Below are 15,911 nucleotides of genomic sequence, written 5' to 3' on the forward strand. Positions count from 1 at the left end.
CCTCAACCCCTCCTTATGACAAGCCTTCCGGAAAAAATCGATAGGGCAAGAAAGACAGCAGTCCAGACTCCGACGTAGAATATCGAGTGTATGTCCACAGCGCGCTCCAGCTGGTAGAGCCTGAGGGTATACATGGTTTTGAACACGGGAGTGGCCATGGCGATTCGTTTCAGATACTCTGGAAGGTTGCTGATGGGAATGGCAAAACCACTCGAAAAGAGAGAAATTCCTATCACGGAAACTCCCAGAATGTTCGCAAGACTCTTGTCAGAGGATACCGCAGAGACTATGAATCCAACTGAAGTATGAAGAAGAGAGTTGAGAACAACCAACAAGAAAACAAGAACAAAGCTCATACTGCTTTCGGTGAGAAGTCGTGTGAGAACGTACGCTGCCAGTGAGACGGACACGCCGAGGATCGTGTAAGCAACGATCTTTCCAAGGGCATACTCCCACCAGGAAAGGTTGTAAACGAGGAACATCTCATGGAGGTTCTTCTCCCTGTCCAGAAAGGTGGATACACACGCAAGAGAAACGGTTATCAGGATCCCGGTGAAGAATATGATGAACGGTGAGACAAGATCGGAGAATCTGAGGCTGGAATCCTTCAACGCCAGCCTGGGAACGGGATAATCCGAACTGGTGAAGATGTACCTCAAAACCTTTGGATCGAAGAAGGCACTTCCCTGAAAGTCCTCAAGGACAGAATCCAAGACGTTGTAGATGGCGGCGGCCAGATGAAGGTCCACTGGACTCGGTATGAAAACCATTCGGGTCGGCCGCTTGGCATAGAGTTCCGCCGCAAACCCTTTGGGTATGATGATAACGGCGTTGAGTTTACCTTCTTTCAGGAGATCTTCGTAATCCTCTCCGACTTTGACGATGTTTTCCTGTCTCAGAATGGTGCCGATGAACCTCATGACGAGGGAAGACCAGATACTGTTGTCTTCGTTGTATATTCCGAGTTTCATAGATTGAAGGTTGTATCCCTGCATGAAGAAAAGGGAGATCAGCACCACCAGCACCGGTGTGATGATGATCGTTATGAGGGACATCTTCCTCTTGAAGATTCTCTTCAGTTCTACCAGCGCCAGTTTAACCGTCAAATTTCCACCTTCTTTCGATCTCTTCCACCACCATCCTGTGTATCTCCTCCACGGTTCTGTTTCCATCGAGTATCACGATCCTCTCCGGATGCTCTTCTGCTAGAAGAAGATAACCCTTTCTCACCCGTTCCAGGAACTCTCTTTTTTCAAAGCGGTTCAGTTCTCCCTTTCTCCTGAGGGCCGTTTCCACATCTATGTCGATGTAGAAGGTCACATCGGGTATCAGTCCATCCGTTGCGAAGGCGTTCAACTTTTCCACGACTTCCTTTCCAAGACCCCTTCCGAATCCCTGGTACGCGACGCTGGAATCCACATATCGGTCGAGCACAACGAAGTACCCTCTGAAAAGGTAGTGCTTGATGTCCTCCACAAGTAGATTCCTCGAAGCAAGAAACAGAAGAAGTTCAGCCTTTGGTGTCATCTCTTCCTTCATCAGGATCTCTCTGATCTTCTCTCCTATCTTCGTTCCCCCCGGTTCCCTCCTCAGGATCACCTTCTGTTTCCTCTCCTCCAGGTACCGTACCAGCAGATTCGCCTGTGTACTCTTCCCACATCCGTCTATCCCCTCGAAACTCACGAGCATTCCTTCCCCTCCTGGTCATCAGGATGAAAGCGACAAGATTGTTGGTCACGTGGTAAAAAACGGCCGGAAACAGCGAACCACTGATAGCGACACTGTGGGCAAACACGAGGGCTACGACAAATCTGTAGATGAGGTTCACCAGAAAGAACCTCTCAAATCCAACGATCACGTTGAAAAGATGAAGAGACGAGAAGATGAATGCGTTCACCCATATGTTGTATCCGTTCAGTTTCAGAAGAACTCCCCTGAAGAAGAGTTCCTCAGAAAACGGTGATATGAAAGCCACAGAGATCATCACAGTGAACCAGTTCATGAACGAAGGAAAACCCGCTCCACCGTTTTTCATGAAGAACACGTTCACGAGAAGAAGGAGGAGAAACCAGTGAAGATCGGCAAAACTCACTTTGAAAGACGGTGTATATCGAAACGCCACACACGTTACAACGGCACCGGCCAGCCCAAGTATCGATTGAAAGAAGATGGCCCTCTCAAAGCGCCTTATTCTGAAGAGATTTATTGAGAACATGAAAAGAAGATACAGTGCAAGTGCGATGATGGAGTACAGAAAGCTCATCTGCTCACCTCACAGTAAGGTCGCTATCATGATGGCCTTTATGGTGTGTTTTCTGTTCTCCGCTTCGTCCCAGACTCTGCTCTGCTTTCCTTCTATCACCTCGTAGGTTACTTCCTGCCCTTTTACGGCGGGCAGGCAGTGCATGAAGATCGTCTCCGGTTTCCCAGTCATCTCCATGACCCTTTCGTTCACCTGATACGGTTTCAGGAGAGCGATTTTTTCCTTTTCTCTGTCTTCTTCTCCCATGGATGCCCACACGTCCGTGTAGACCACGTCCGCGTCTTTCAGGGCTTCTTCCGGGTCCGGTGTGAACGATACGCTTCCTCCTGTTTCTTTTACTATCTCTTCACACTTTTTATATATCTCCGGCCTTGGTTTCAATTCCTCTGGTCCACAGGCCACAAAGTTCATCCCCATCTTCGAGCAGGCGATCATGAGCGATGTTGCCACGTTGTTTCTGGTGTCACCCATGAAGACAACCTTTATCCCCCTGAGTCTTCCGAAGTTCTCTTCTATCGTCATCAGATCGGCAAGCGCCTGGGTGGGATGGAACTCGTCCGTGAGTCCATTGTAAACGGGCACCCCGGAGTACTTCGCCAGCGTTTCCACCGTTTCCTGTCTGTAACCCCTGAACATGATGGCGTCCACCATCCTTCCGAGGACACGGGCGGTGTCTTCGAGGGATTCCTTCGCACCGAGGTGTATGTCGTTCGGTGACAGGAAAATGGGATGTCCCCCCTCCTCCGCGAAGGCAGTTTCGAAGGCAAGTCTTGTCCTCGTGGAGCGCTTTTCGAATATCATGGCGAGTGTCATACCCCTGAACCTTTCCGTTCTCAATCTGGATCTACTTTCCCTTTTCACCTGATATGCTATATCGAGCAGATATCTGATCTCTTCAGGAGAGAAGTCGAGAAGCGTCAGAAGTGACCTTCCTTTCAAATTGAAAGGCATCCTCTACACCTCCACGATGTCCTCTATTTTTTCGCCCGTGGATATGTACTTTATCGGTTTTCCTGTTTCCTTTTCTATGAAGTTCACGAAGCGATCGAACTCTTTGCTCTCAAGCGACTTCCATCCATCGAAGGCTTCATACACGGGCTCTTTTTTATCCAGGTCCCTGAGAGAAAGCAGTTCTCTGCCGTCTTTGTATCTCACACAGACCTTCACCTTCTCAAAACCGTTCAGTACGTCCGCTTTCGTCATAACGAGCGTGTCAACACCGGCCACCTCTATGGCGTAGTTGAGGAGCGGAAGATCGAGCCAACCACATCTTCTTGGACGGCCCGTGGTGGACCCGTATTCGTGTCCGGCCTTCCTCAGCGCTTCTCCTTCCTCTCCGAAGAGTTCCGTCGGAAATGGCCCTTCTCCCACCCTCGTCGTGTACGCCTTGAAGACACCGATCGTTTCGTCTATCTTCACCGGGAAACCCATACCAGCGCTCACACCCGACGAGGAACAGTTCATGCTCGTAACGTACGGATATGTTCCCACATCAAGATCGAGAAGGACACCCTGAGTGCCTTCAAAGAGAGCGCTTTTTTCTTCGAGGATTCTCTTCATCTGGATCGAAGAAACAACAAAACCCTTTATGACGTTGTAAAAGTTCAGAAGGTCGTCCAGTACCTCTTCAACATCGAAGGTGAGGTTGTAGAGGCTTTTCAGGGAAAGGTTTTTCTCAAGGAGCGATCTGGCCTTTTTTTCATCGTGGAGTTCGGCGATTCTCACGTTTGCTCTCATGACCCTGTCGGCACATGCAGGACCAATTCCTCTTTTTGTGGTACCTATCTTCAGAACCTCGTCCACCCTCTGGTCCACTTCTTTGTGCACAGGAAGAACCACGTGCGCGTTCTCGGAGATGAAAATATCCCCTGAGTATTCAGGAAACCTTTCCTTCAGCTCGATCAGTTCCTTCGTGAAGACCTGAGGGTCCAGGAGAACACCGTTTCCTATGGCCACTCCCACGTTCCTGGTGAAGTCTGCGGATGGAAGAAGGTGGTGGACCACTTTGAACGTTCCGTAATTCACCGTGTGACCGGCGTTTGCTCCACCTGAGTACCTTACCACGATGTCGTGATACCTGGAAAGGTACGTCACGACTTTTCCCTTTCCTTCGTCTCCCCACTGAAGTCCCACAACGACACGGTTCATTCACTTCACTCCTTTTCGAAACGTTCGAAGATCCTGTCCACGTACCTCAGATAATAGGATGTGTCGAAGAGTTCTCTCAGTTCCTCTTCGGCAACGAGTTTTTTTACCTCTTCGTCCTCGAGCAGGTGTTCGAGGAAGTGTTTTTCAGATTCCCATGTTTTCAGGGCGTTTCTCTGAACGATATCGTACGCTTCCTTTCTCGTCAGGCCTTTTTCTATGAGTTTCAGAAGAACCCGCTGGGAAAACACGAGCCCTTTCGTGAGATTCAGGTTCTTTTTCATTTTTTCCTCGTTCACTCTCATGTCCCTGATCACCTTCGTTGCAGTGACTATCATGTAGTAGAGAGTTTGGGTCGCGTCCGGGAAGATGTATCTCTCAACTGAAGAGTGGGAAATGTCCCTCTCGTGCCAGAGAGCAACGTTCTCCAGGGCAGGTTCCACGAAGGCCCGCATCATCCTGGAAAGTCCCGTCAATCGTTCGCAGGTGATGGGATTCTTCTTGTGAGGCATGGCACTTGACCCTCTCTGGCCTTCTTTGAAGGGTTCTTCGACCTCGAGTACTTCCGTTCTTTGAAGGTGTCTTATCTCAACGGCGATTCTTTCGATTCCGGCTGCTATGATTCCCAGCGTGGCAAGATAATGAGCGTGTCTGTCGCGCGGGACCACCTGGGTCGAAACGGGCTCTGCCTTGAGCCCGAGGTAGGAGAGAGCCCTCTCTTCAACTTCAGGGGGCACGTTCGCATAGTTTCCAACGGCTCCGCTTATTTTTCCGTAGGATACTTCTTCGATCGCCCTTTCCAGTCGAAGAACGTTTCTTTTCATCTCTGAATACCAGCCGAGCACCTTCAGTCCGAAGGAAGTAGGTTCTGCGTGTACGCCGTGCGTTCTTCCAATCGTGGGGGTGTACCTGTATCTGTTTGCTGTATTCCAGAGCACGTCGCAGAGTTTTTTCAGAGCGTCAAGCAGAATCTTTCCGGCTTCGACGAGCGCCAGAGAGTTGGCGGTGTCAAGAACGTCCGAGGAGGTGAGACCGTAGTGGAAAAACCTGGAATCTTCCCCGATCATCGTTCCGATGCCTTCCACAAAGGCCACAACGTCGTGGTTCGTCCTCTCCTCTATTTTCTTGAAGAGTTCCACATCTATTCTGGCCTTATTCCTTACCCTTTCCGTCACGCCTTTCGGAATCGTTCCCAGTTCCTCGTAGGCCTTCATCACCGCCAGTTCCACTTCCAGCCACCTTCTGTACTTCGCCTCCTCCGTCCACAGCTCCTTCATTGGAGACAGGGCGTACCTCTCTACCATCTCTCTCCCTCCTGAAGACATCTCTCAGAAATATGAATGCCACGGCAGGAAAAACAAGATAAGAGGCACCGGGATATTTTACGCTTGCCACCTTCCAGAGCGATAGTGAAACGAAAAACCAGAAGACCGCCATGAAAATCACATTTGTCACTCTCTTTCTCACAAAATCAGAGACGACGAGAAAGATGAAGGACACCACAAGGTACGTCTCTGCCAGATCGTAACTCACACCTCTTACATATTCGAACGCTTCGAGTATCAAAAGGAACACAAGACTTATGTAGAAGATGTTCCTGTTTTTTTCTCTTTTGTCCGAAAGAAAAAACAGGGAGATCACAGGAACAAGGATAGAAAGCAAGAGGCTCTCCTTCCATGAAAGAACAGAAAAGATCAGAGAGAGCGCAAGTCCAAGCATCATCGTTCCCCCTTCACCAGCGTCACGACCGTCTCCACATGGTAGGTCTGAGGAAACATGTCAAAGGGTTTTACCCGTACAACGGAGTAGCCTTCATTCTGGAGGAACTGAACATCCCTCACCAGTGTGGAGGGTTCACATGAAACGTAGACAACTCTTTCAGGAGAAAGTCTCAGAATCTCTTTCATCACATCAAGCCCTGCTCCCGATCTGGGAGGATCCAGGATCACCTTATCTGCCCTACCCTGGTAAGATTTCAGGAAATCCAGAACGTCACTTTCTATGTACTCTATGTTCCTTCGACCGTTCACGTTTGCGTTGGCCTTTCCCGCCTTCACCGCCACTCTGCTTGACTCAACGGCGATGACCCTCGCCGAAGAGTAAGATGTCCTCATCGAGAACGTTCCAATTCCTGCGTAAAGATCTAGCACCACTTCGTTTCCCTGAAGATCAAGTTCCCTGTAGACGTGGTCTATCAGTTTAGAGGTGACCGAATAGTTGCTCTGAAAGAAGGCGGTAGGTGGGATCTGGAATTTTTCCCAGTCGAACTCTTCCACGATCACTCCTTCTCCGTAGAGGGTCCTGTAGGGCCCTCTCAAAACAACGGAATCCTTCGAATTCATCACATGTATGATTGAGTGTACTTTTGGAATATCCTTCAAAATGGCCTGAACCAGGCTTTTTCCCCATGGGAAGGACTCCGTTTTGGTCACGAAGATGACCATCAACTGGTCCGTGCTGAAAGCGTATCTGATGACAACATGTTTCAGCACGCCTTTTCTCGTCAGGCGATTGTAAACCGGTATGTTCAGAACCTGAACTGCCTTTCTGACGATCTCCAGTATTTCACCGGTCCCCTCCGGAGCAACCTCACAGGATCTGATATCTATCACAAAATCAGAACCTCGCCGTTTCAGACCGAGCCTTTTTCCCTGAAGATGGAACTCCATTTTCGTTCTGTAATGAAACACAAGATCACTCGGTTCCACGTCCTCCACTTCAACGTCCAGTTTCATTCTTTCGAAGAGATCTTCAACGATTTCTTTCTTGTAGAGGAGCTGTTTTTCGTATCTGATGTCCATCCAGTGACAGCCACCACAACGACCAAAGTACCTGCAGGGAGGTTTGACCCGATCCTCCGATTCTTTTATCAGAGACACTACCTTTCCGAACGCAAAGTCCTTCTTTTCTCGGAACGTTTTGATCAATGCCTCTTCTCCAGGATATGCGCCTTCCACAAGGACGATCTTTCCATTCTGGAGGCGGGCAAGTCCGTATCCTCCGTTGACCATTTTGTCTATTCTGACGTGCTCCAGCATCTGTCACATCCTTTCTGGTGCTGAGATTCCAAGGAGTTTCAGGCCCTTTTTCAGAACGATCTTGGTCGCAAGTGCGAGATTCAACCTGGCGTTCGAAAGCGCTTTGTTTTCAGGGTCAACGATCACGTGCTTTGTGTAGAACACGTGGAAAGATTCTGAAAGCATCTGAAGGTAGTTGGTGAGTCTGTTGGGAGCAAACATCTTTGCCACTTCTTTCAAGGCGCTGCTGAACATACCGAGGTTTCTCATCAGAGTCCTCTCTTCTTCGTTTCCAAGAAGGTCAAGATCCTTTCCCTGTTCGAACTCAACACCTTTTTTCTCTGCGTTCAGGAAAAGGTTCGATATTCTCGCGTGTGCGTACTGAACGTAGTAGACGGGATTGTCCATGGTCTTCGCTTTGGCAAGGTCGATGTCGAAAACCATGTGGTTGTTCGGGTCCACCATGGCGAAGAAGTAACGTGCTGCATCCTTTCCCACTTCGTCCAGAAGTTCGTCCAGGGTGATGAACTCTCCTGCTCTTGTGGACATGCGGACGGTTTCCCCACCACGCTTCAGTGTGACGAACTGATGGAGAATGACGTTGAAGAAATCATCCGGTATGTCGAGTGCTTTCATCGCTGCTTTCATTCGCGGGATGTGTCCATGATGGTCACTTCCCCAGATGTCGTAGACCCTCTTAAACCCCCTCCTGTACTTTTTGTAATGATAGGCGATGTCCGTCATGAAGTACGTGTAAGTTCCATCGCTTCTCACAAGCACCTTGTCATCTTCTTCTACAAACTTCGATACCCTGAGCCACAGAGCACCGTCTTTTTCGTAAACCAGATCTTTTTCCTTCAGTATCCTCAGAACCTCTTCAACGGTGCCATCCTCTATGAGACTCATCTCGGAGTAATAGACATCGAACGACGATCCCATCCTCTCCAGTGTGTTCTTCATGGAGGAAAGGATTCGATCGAGTGCGGCATTTTTGAAGAACTCTTCCACCTCTTCGTTCCACACATTTTTGTATCTGTCTCCTATTTCGCTTGCCAGTTCTTTTGCTATATCCACAAGATACTCACCGCGGTAACCACCCTCCGGTATTTCCATCTTCACTCCGAAAATTTCGTTGTACCTTACCCAGAGCGACTGTGCAAGGAGTTTTATCTGTTTTCCTGCATCGTTTATGTACATCTCTCTTGTGACGTCGTAGCCGAGTTCCTTGAAAACCTCCGAAAGCACATCTCCGATCACGATTTGCCTTCCGTGTCCCACCGTGAAGGGACCCGTGGGATTTGCGCTTCCATATTCGAACTGTATCTTCAATCCCTTTCCCACGTTCTCTCTTCCGTACTCTTCTCCCTGCTCGAGGATCGTTTTCACGACTTCATGGAGAATTTCGTTCGAGAGAAAGAAGTTTATGAAGCCAGGTCCCATAACCTCTATTCTGTCGAACACACTGTCCTCGATGAGCAACCCGGCGATCTCCTGTGCGATCTCCCGTGGATTCTTCTTCAGTTGCTTTGCGAGTTTCATGGCAACGTTGGTGGAAAGATCACCGAACTCCTTCCTTGGAGGCACCTCGATTTCGAAGTCCACGGTCGTACTGTATTGCTTGGAAACAACCCTTTCGACCCTTTCACTGACCATGTTCACCAGCACATTCTGCACCTCCGCGTCTGCAGTATCTCATCCTCTGAAAAGGATGTGTTTTACCGTATCTATCCTGTGCCTTCTTTCCTTCAGGAGTTCCAGTTCAAGATCGGCTGACATCTTCACACCACCGTCCTGTCTCAGAAAGCCCGTCAGATTCGGCGTGAGGGGAATGGGAGCACTGATGTAGCTTTTTCCTTTGTAGGATCTGCCTCGAAAGGTCCCCTTTGGAGAGAGCTTTATTCCAAAGACCTCGAGGCTCTGAGATCTGGCCCACAGACCTCTCTTCTCATTCCACCAGTCCTTTTCCTCCGTTTCCAGTTCAAAATGTATGAAGGTGAACACATCTTTCTCCACAAGAGGCCTCAAACTCTTTGAAGAAAGTGTTTCCTCTTTTTTTAGAATCGCCACTCGCCAGTCGTCCAGATCAACAACGAGATGACCAATGTCGGGTGCATGACGTTGCTGGATCTCTCCGTTCTTCACCACCAGAACATCCGGGACCGATCTGAAAGTTTCCACACCGGGCGAGATCACAGGAATGTCCAGATTCTTCGATATGTACCGGAGCAGATCCACATAGAACGGTTCCAGTTTTTCAAACTTTTCGATCTTGAAGGGCAATACCCCCATCAGTAGATTTCCGGTCAATCTTGGAAACACCAGCAGATCGGCGAAGGGAAGGTCCTCACGAACGACCTCCATGAGGTTGTCGATGAATTCGTCCGCAGATCTGAAGGTCTGACTCAGAGGAAAAAGCACGCACACAACCCTCTTTACACCTTTCCTCTTTCGGTGCACCCGTGAGATCTTTCTTTTTGGGATCAGTTTCTTCTTTGCCAGACTCCATAGCAATCCTTCAAACATTCTCGGATTCTCCCAAGGCTAATCACTTCCAAACTCAAGAAAAACAGGAGCTATCCCTTCCGCCACGACACCGGTTTTGTTTTTTGTTTTCTCCAGAGGAAAGTAGACGTTGTTGTAGACCCTTCCCTGGAAGTTCAAGAGCGAGATGGAAATGAGTTCCGTTTCCTGCGTGTGCGCCCAGAATTTTGCTTTTATAAAGTTGAAATCTGCGAAATTGTGAGCCTCACTGAAACCAATGACGAGTTTTGCACCGTTTTCTTTCGCTATATAGAACGCTTCCGGATAGAGGGCGAGTTCCCCGCCCACCACAAGTGTCCTCACACCGATGTCCACGATTCCAAATTCGTAACCTTTCTTCCACTCTCTCCCGTTTCTTCCCACGATGAAGAACTTCTCAGTGCCCACAACGGAAAACGTGGCGTTGTCCGGTATCACGTCCAGCCACGACACGAAAAGATCTACAGATTCGAATTCCTCCAGAGACACCGGTGAACCCACCAGGATTTTCAATTCGATCCACCCAATTTCAAGTATAGCATCATTCTTTTGAAGCCTTTTCGAAGATGTATTCGATGGCGAATTCTTTGTCTATCTCCACCTGATCTCCCGTTTCAAGGTTCCGGAGTACAACCACACCTTTCTCCAACTCTTCATCTCCAACTATGACCACGTACTTTGCGCCGAGTCGGTCTGCGTGCTTCAACTGTCCTGATAGGTTCCTGTTCATGATATCCACATCCACGTTCAACCCTTTCTTTCTCAACTCCATGGCGAGTTTCATACCTTCTTTGAAGGCATCCTCACCTATGGTTGCAACGTAGATATAGTGAACGTTTTTCCTGGGAACCTCTATTCCTTCCGCCTTCAGGGCGAGAACAATTCTCTCTATTCCTCCGGCAAAACCCAGCGCAGGAACGGTGCCACCGCCGAGATCGGAGAACAATCCATCGTACCTACCACCGCCAGCTATAGCGTTCTGTGCGCCGAGCCCCTCGTGTCTCACTTCAAAAACAGTTCTTGTGTAGTAGTCCAGCCCTCTCACGAGCGTGTGATCTTCCACGTACTTTATTTCGAATTCGTTCAGATAGTCTTTCAGTTTTTCGTAATGTTCCCTGCACGGTTCGCAGAGGTAGTCGGTACTCTTCGGTGCGTTCAGAGCAAGTTCATGATCTATTTTGCAATCGAGCAACCTCAAGATGTTTGTCTCGTAGCGCCTTTTGCAATCGTCGCAGAGATCGTTCAGATGCTTTCCGTAGTATTCTCTCAGGGCTTCACGGTAATTTTTCCTGCACTCCGGACACCCTATGGAGTTCAGATGAATGGTGTACTTTGTGAGACCGAGCCTCTTCAGAAAGTTGTCGACCGCCAGGATCGTTTCGAGGTCTGCTCCGGGAGACTCAGATCCGAAGATCTCAAACCCCACCTGGTGGAACTGCCTCAACCTGCCGGATTGAGGTTTCTCGTAACGAAACATCGGACCTATGTAGTAGTACCTCTGCTGGAAACCCCTGTTCACGAAAGAGTTCTCGAGAAAAGCCCTCACGATGGGAGCTGTTCCTTCCGGCCTCAGTGTGATGCTTCTGCCACCCTTGTCTTCAAAGGTGTACATTTCTTTTTGAACGATGTCCGACTCTTCTCCAACGCTTCTCACGAAGAGCTCCGTCTGCTCAAAAATAGGAGTTCTGATTTCCTCCATCCCGAAACTTTCACAGACTTCTCTGAAGGTCTCCTCCACGAACCTCCAGTACCATATCTCCTCCCCGAAGACATCGTTTGTTCCTTTTATTCTCCTGTATTTCAACTGTTCTCACCTCCACTCTCCTCAAAGAGGATCTTCACATCCCTTATGATCCTTGCTATCGCGTAGAAGACCACCAGAAATTCCAGCCTGCCAAGGAACATTCCCACGGTCATGGTCCAGAGTACGCCTCTGGGAAGATCAGGTCCTGTGAGTCCCACCGAAAGTCCTACTCCGTTCATGGCAGAAGAAAACTCGAACATGGAAACAAGAGGACTGTACCCATAACTCATGAGAATCAGGGTACCGATCAGGTAGGTCAGGGCGTAAATCCCGAAGAAAACGAACATGTCTTTGATGATACCGTTGTCGATCGTTCTTCGAGATTCCCCTTTCCAGACGATGATCTTTTCCACCCGTCTCCTTGGGCCGATGAAGCCCCGTATCGACTGGTATATCATCTTCAGCATCACGAACACCCTGAACTGTTTCAATCCACCCGCTGTCGAATCCATCATACCTCCGAGCATCATAATGACCGTGAGCAGAAAGACCCCAATGGGAAACAGACCCACCCACGGTGAAAGGTCGGCGTTCGAAAACCCGGTACCCGTTATGGCAGACACCACCTGAAACACAACGTATCTCAGTGCTTTTTCTTGAAACACCTTCTTTGCCTGGGGAAGCAGAAACAATGATGTGATGACAACGGTGGAACCCATGAGCCAGGGTTCACCGTTTTTCAAAAAGGCCTTGAGGTTTCCCTTCCAGAGGGTATAGTGTATTCCAAAGCCCGTTCCTCCGAGGATCATCAGAACGATCGTTATAACCTCTATCGGTACACTGTTGTAGTAGCCTATGCTGGTGTTTCTCACAGAAAATCCCCCCGTTGCGAGGGCGGTTAGTGAGTGATTGAAGGCGTCGAACCATGGCATGCCTGCGAGATGGAGTGCCAGCATACCGGCCGCAGCGTAAGTCACGTATATGACCATTATCACCTTGGTGGACTGTGTCACGTTGGGAAGAATGTTGTCAACTCTACCCTCTGAACCGTAGAGGGAAGCCCCCAGAGGACCTATGAGGGTGGCGAGCATGATGACCGCAAATCCTGCCCCTCCGATGAATTGCATGATGCTTCTCCAGGCAAGGAAAATGTGCGGAAGACTTTCAACATCAGGGAACATGGTGAGTCCGGTTGTCGTCCAGCCGCTCGTTGCCTCAAAAACCGCCTGATGAAAGTCCAGAAAACCCGCCACAACAAAGGGTATCGCTGAGAGAATCACCGCAACCACCCACGTCGTGACGACGATGACGGCCCCTTCCTGGTATCCCACCACGTGCGTTTCTTTCAGCCTGGAGACCTTTTTGAGAAGTATTCCCAGGATAAAAGAAACGACAGAAGGTACAAGAAACGAGGTTATGTAATACCATTCGTCTGGATAGAAGAACACGAAAATCACCGGTGAAAGCAAAATAATCGGAAACCACACAAGGAGCTGGCCCACGTACCAGAAAATCACCTTCAACCTGTGCTTCGTGCTCGTCAGGATGTCTTCCAACTTCGGTCACCTTCCAAGCAGAACTTCTTCCACTTTTTCTTTGGTTTCTCTGTTCGTTATCACGTACAGTTTATCACCGGGAAGGATCTCCGTATCTCCTCTGGGAACAACAAGAACTCCCCCTCGAACGATGGCCGCCACAATGCTGCCCCTGGGCAGATTCAGGTCTTTCAACTTCTTACCAGCGACCGGGTTTTCCTCATCCACGGTCACGTTCAGAAACTCAATTCCCTGCTCCAGTGGAACAATGCTGGAAAACTCTTCGGGAAAGATCAAGGCCTCCACCGTGTTCGTTATCAACGTGGTGAGGTTCAAAACGGTTGTAATGCCCATTCTTTTGAAAATCTCTATGTTTCCGGGATCGTTCACCAGACTCACCACACGCCTTACACCGAACTCTTTCATCGCCAGCTGGGCTATGAAGAGGTTCACCTCATCCCTGGGAGTGAGGATCACCACCACATCGTTTTTCGAAGGTTCTGCGTCTCTGAGCACCTCTTTTTGACTTCCATCTCCGTGTATCACCGTTGCCTTCAACTTCTTGGCGAACTCTTCGCAGAGTTCTCTGTCCTTGTTTATCAACACCACACCGTACCTTCGGGATGTCATGGAACGCGCCAGATAGTACGCTGTCGTTTCTCCTCCTATTATGATCACCTTCAATCCTGGTCACTCCCCACAACGTATCCTTTCACTTTCTCCATCATCAGAATGGCAGGGCATATCGTGTCTATTCCGTGCTCCTCGAAGATCCTTATCTTCTCGGGATCGTAAACTCTTGCGATCACCTTCTTAACTCCGAACATGTGACGGGCGTTCATGGCAATGAAAAAGTTCGTGCTGTCGTCGTTTGTGAAGGCAAAAACCATATCCGCTTTTTCCATACCGCTCTCTTTGAGGGTTTCGTACTCCGCAGCGTCCCCAACTACAGTGAATCCTGAAAATTCAGAATTGAGCCTGTGGAAGGCATATTCGTTCCTGTCCACGACCACCACACTGTGTCCCAGCGATGAAGCAAGATTTGCTATCGATGCACCGAGTCTTCCACATCCAAAGACTACAATGTATTTACTCTTTCCCCTGGTCATGCCTGACTCCTCCAATCAATATCTGTACCTGCGATATTTTCTCATCCTTAAAATATACCCCCACAGCATCCCGTAGACAAATCCTCCTATGTGTGCCCACCAGGCTACGCCGTAAGATCCGACAAGACTGTTCATCACCTGTATGAAGAACCAGATCATGAGGTAGTAGAAGGCTGGAATCTCAACCAGCGTCAGGAAGAAGAAAAAGGGAAAGAGTGTCACAATCCGTGAGTACGGAAAAAGAACGAAATACGCTCCCATGACTCCCGAAACAGCACCGGAAGCTCCGACCATGGGTGTTGTTGAATGAAGGGTGAACACAAACTGGTTGAGGGCTGCAAACACACCGGCAGACAGATAGAAGAACAGGTATCCTACATGTCCCATCTCATCTTCCGTGTTGTCACCGAAGATCCAGAGAAACCACATGTTTCCAAGGATGTGCCAGAACCCACCGTGAAGGAACATGTGGCTTATGAATGGAAAAAGTGAAAACCCCAGAGCCTCCCGCACCCGTTCCACAGTGTACCGGGCGGGAACGAGTCCGTATCTGTACATGAAAACGAGGAGTTCTCTGTCGTTCAAAATGAGTTCATAGATAAAAACGATGACGTTCACCACGATCAATGCGATCGTAATGTAAGGCCTTTTTCTGCTTGGAAGAACATCGTAGAGGGGAAACATTCTATCACCTCAAATAGTCAGATATGTTCGATCTTTCCACAACCTCAGGAACCAGTACCGATTCCTCCCCCGTCATGATCACGACCACACCGGGACCGTGCCCTGCCGAAACACACGCAGAATGTACCACGATACCTATTGAAATCATACCCTTTCTGTACTTTCCAACTCCGTAGGAGTTGTCGTGATCCATTATCGCCACGATATCACCGAGCCTGAGATCTTCCACTCCCACCTCACGGGGATCCAGAGCCATTATATCGTAATCTGTTGAGGCACTGCTTGATGCACCGATTCCGGAACCCATCAAATGGGCGGGAACTTTCGCCACAACTGGAACATGAAGCTTTCCATCCTTTTCAACGATTCCGATCTTCTCAAAGAGATCTGGATCGATGTTCATCACTTTCACATCGGGATGATCCAGAAGTTTCATTCCCTGCCCCCACGCCTTTATCAAAACTTTGTCTCCCACCATGAGTTTTTCCAGAACCTCGTCATCGAAATGAACGATCACGTGGTTCACGCCACCGTGTTTTCCTGTTACCACCCCCCTGCTTCCCTTCGCATCCCCGGACATCACGATCACCTCGTTCCCTATACAGGGCAGTGTCATGAAGGGTATTTCTTCTTCTTTCTTTCTTGCCATCACGGAAACTCCCGGTTCCACATGATCCCCTTCCCATCCATAGGCGCTGTCTCCCACTCTCACGTTGTAGGTGATCCCCCCAAGGACTGGTATGACCTTCACCTTCCCCTCAGTCGTCACACTGTACGGTGACCTCATCCTGGCAGGTGCGATCTCTCCTGCGACCGATATGAGAACCAGTCTGTCTTTGTTCGTCCTCACGAATTTCACCTCCAGAATGTGATATCATTGAATAGAAAAGGCGT

General features: G+C 49.1%; 16 protein-coding genes and 1 pseudogene. All 17 read right to left on the bottom strand.

Annotation, left to right across the window (positions count from 1 at the left end; translation table 11 throughout):
• Window positions 1–2: 2 nt before the first annotated feature.
• Window positions 3–1,106 carry an ABC transporter permease gene (locus tag CTN_RS07345; RefSeq protein WP_015919932.1) on the bottom strand — a complete coding sequence of 368 codons (1,104 nt, stop codon included), beginning with the start codon at window positions 1,104–1,106 and terminating at the stop codon, window positions 3–5.
• Entirely contained in the window at window positions 1,096–1,689 is a 594-nt protein-coding gene (tmk, locus tag CTN_RS07350) for a dTMP kinase (RefSeq protein ID WP_038067850.1), read from the bottom strand. Before tmk ends, CTN_RS07345 begins: the two co-directional genes overlap by 11 nt.
• 43 nt (window positions 1,690–1,732) lie before the next feature.
• Window positions 1,733–2,263, bottom strand: a pseudogene (locus CTN_RS10265) (CPBP family glutamic-type intramembrane protease); the annotation flags it as partial.
• A gap of 9 nt (window positions 2,264–2,272) precedes the next feature.
• Window positions 2,273–3,214, bottom strand: a complete 942-nt coding sequence (gene argF, locus CTN_RS07355; protein WP_015919935.1) for an ornithine carbamoyltransferase — start codon at window positions 3,212–3,214, stop codon at window positions 2,273–2,275.
• Window positions 3,215–3,217: 3 nt separating this feature from the next.
• Window positions 3,218–4,411 (bottom strand): adenylosuccinate synthase, encoded by a 1,194-nt coding sequence (locus CTN_RS07360; protein ID WP_015919936.1) that lies wholly within the window; start codon window positions 4,409–4,411, stop codon window positions 3,218–3,220.
• Window positions 4,412–4,416: 5 nt separating this feature from the next.
• Window positions 4,417–5,676, bottom strand: coding sequence for an adenylosuccinate lyase (gene purB, locus CTN_RS07365; protein WP_231556099.1), 1,260 nt, complete (start codon window positions 5,674–5,676; stop codon window positions 4,417–4,419).
• Window positions 5,561–6,127, bottom strand: coding sequence for a hypothetical protein (locus tag CTN_RS10125; RefSeq protein ID WP_231556073.1), 567 nt, complete (start codon window positions 6,125–6,127; stop codon window positions 5,561–5,563). Before CTN_RS10125 ends, purB begins: the two co-directional genes overlap by 116 nt.
• On the bottom strand, window positions 6,127–7,446 hold the full coding sequence (rlmD, locus tag CTN_RS07370) for a 23S rRNA (uracil(1939)-C(5))-methyltransferase RlmD (RefSeq protein WP_015919939.1): 1,320 nt from the start codon (window positions 7,444–7,446) through the stop codon (window positions 6,127–6,129). The genes CTN_RS10125 and rlmD overlap by 1 nt, the downstream gene beginning before the upstream one ends.
• Before the next feature lie 3 nt (window positions 7,447–7,449).
• Window positions 7,450–9,078: an arginine--tRNA ligase gene (argS, locus tag CTN_RS07375; protein WP_414625528.1), complete on the bottom strand. Its 1,629-nt coding sequence runs from the start codon at window positions 9,076–9,078 to the stop codon at window positions 7,450–7,452.
• A gap of 39 nt (window positions 9,079–9,117) precedes the next feature.
• Window positions 9,118–9,948, bottom strand: a complete 831-nt coding sequence (locus CTN_RS07380; RefSeq protein WP_015919941.1) for a hypothetical protein — start codon at window positions 9,946–9,948, stop codon at window positions 9,118–9,120.
• An 18-nt stretch (window positions 9,949–9,966) separates the two neighbouring features.
• Window positions 9,967–10,458, bottom strand: coding sequence for a hypothetical protein (locus tag CTN_RS07385; protein ID WP_015919942.1), 492 nt, complete (start codon window positions 10,456–10,458; stop codon window positions 9,967–9,969).
• Window positions 10,459–10,486: 28 nt separating this feature from the next.
• Window positions 10,487–11,749, bottom strand: coding sequence for a histidine--tRNA ligase (gene hisS, locus CTN_RS07390; RefSeq protein WP_038067857.1), 1,263 nt, complete (start codon window positions 11,747–11,749; stop codon window positions 10,487–10,489).
• The gene (locus tag CTN_RS07395; protein WP_015919944.1) at window positions 11,746–13,245 is read right to left on the bottom strand and encodes a TrkH family potassium uptake protein; all 1,500 of its coding nucleotides are present in this window, start codon (window positions 13,243–13,245) and stop codon (window positions 11,746–11,748) included. The genes hisS and CTN_RS07395 overlap by 4 nt, the downstream gene beginning before the upstream one ends.
• A 6-nt stretch (window positions 13,246–13,251) precedes the next feature.
• Window positions 13,252–13,902 (bottom strand): potassium channel family protein, encoded by a 651-nt coding sequence (locus CTN_RS07400; protein WP_231556100.1) that lies wholly within the window; start codon window positions 13,900–13,902, stop codon window positions 13,252–13,254.
• Between the two features lie 2 nt (window positions 13,903–13,904).
• Window positions 13,905–14,333 (bottom strand): potassium channel family protein, encoded by a 429-nt coding sequence (locus tag CTN_RS07405; protein ID WP_038067859.1) that lies wholly within the window; start codon window positions 14,331–14,333, stop codon window positions 13,905–13,907.
• Between the two features lie 15 nt (window positions 14,334–14,348).
• The gene (locus tag CTN_RS07410; protein WP_015919947.1) at window positions 14,349–15,017 is read right to left on the bottom strand and encodes a rhomboid family intramembrane serine protease; all 669 of its coding nucleotides are present in this window, start codon (window positions 15,015–15,017) and stop codon (window positions 14,349–14,351) included.
• A 4-nt stretch (window positions 15,018–15,021) separates the two neighbouring features.
• Complete coding sequence (locus CTN_RS07415; RefSeq protein WP_038067861.1) at window positions 15,022–15,867, bottom strand: DUF4438 domain-containing protein; 846 nt, start codon at window positions 15,865–15,867, stop codon at window positions 15,022–15,024.
• Window positions 15,868–15,911: the final 44 nt, after the last annotated feature.

The organism is Thermotoga neapolitana DSM 4359 (genome assembly GCF_000018945.1).
Taxonomy (GTDB): domain Bacteria; phylum Thermotogota; class Thermotogae; order Thermotogales; family Thermotogaceae; genus Thermotoga; species Thermotoga neapolitana.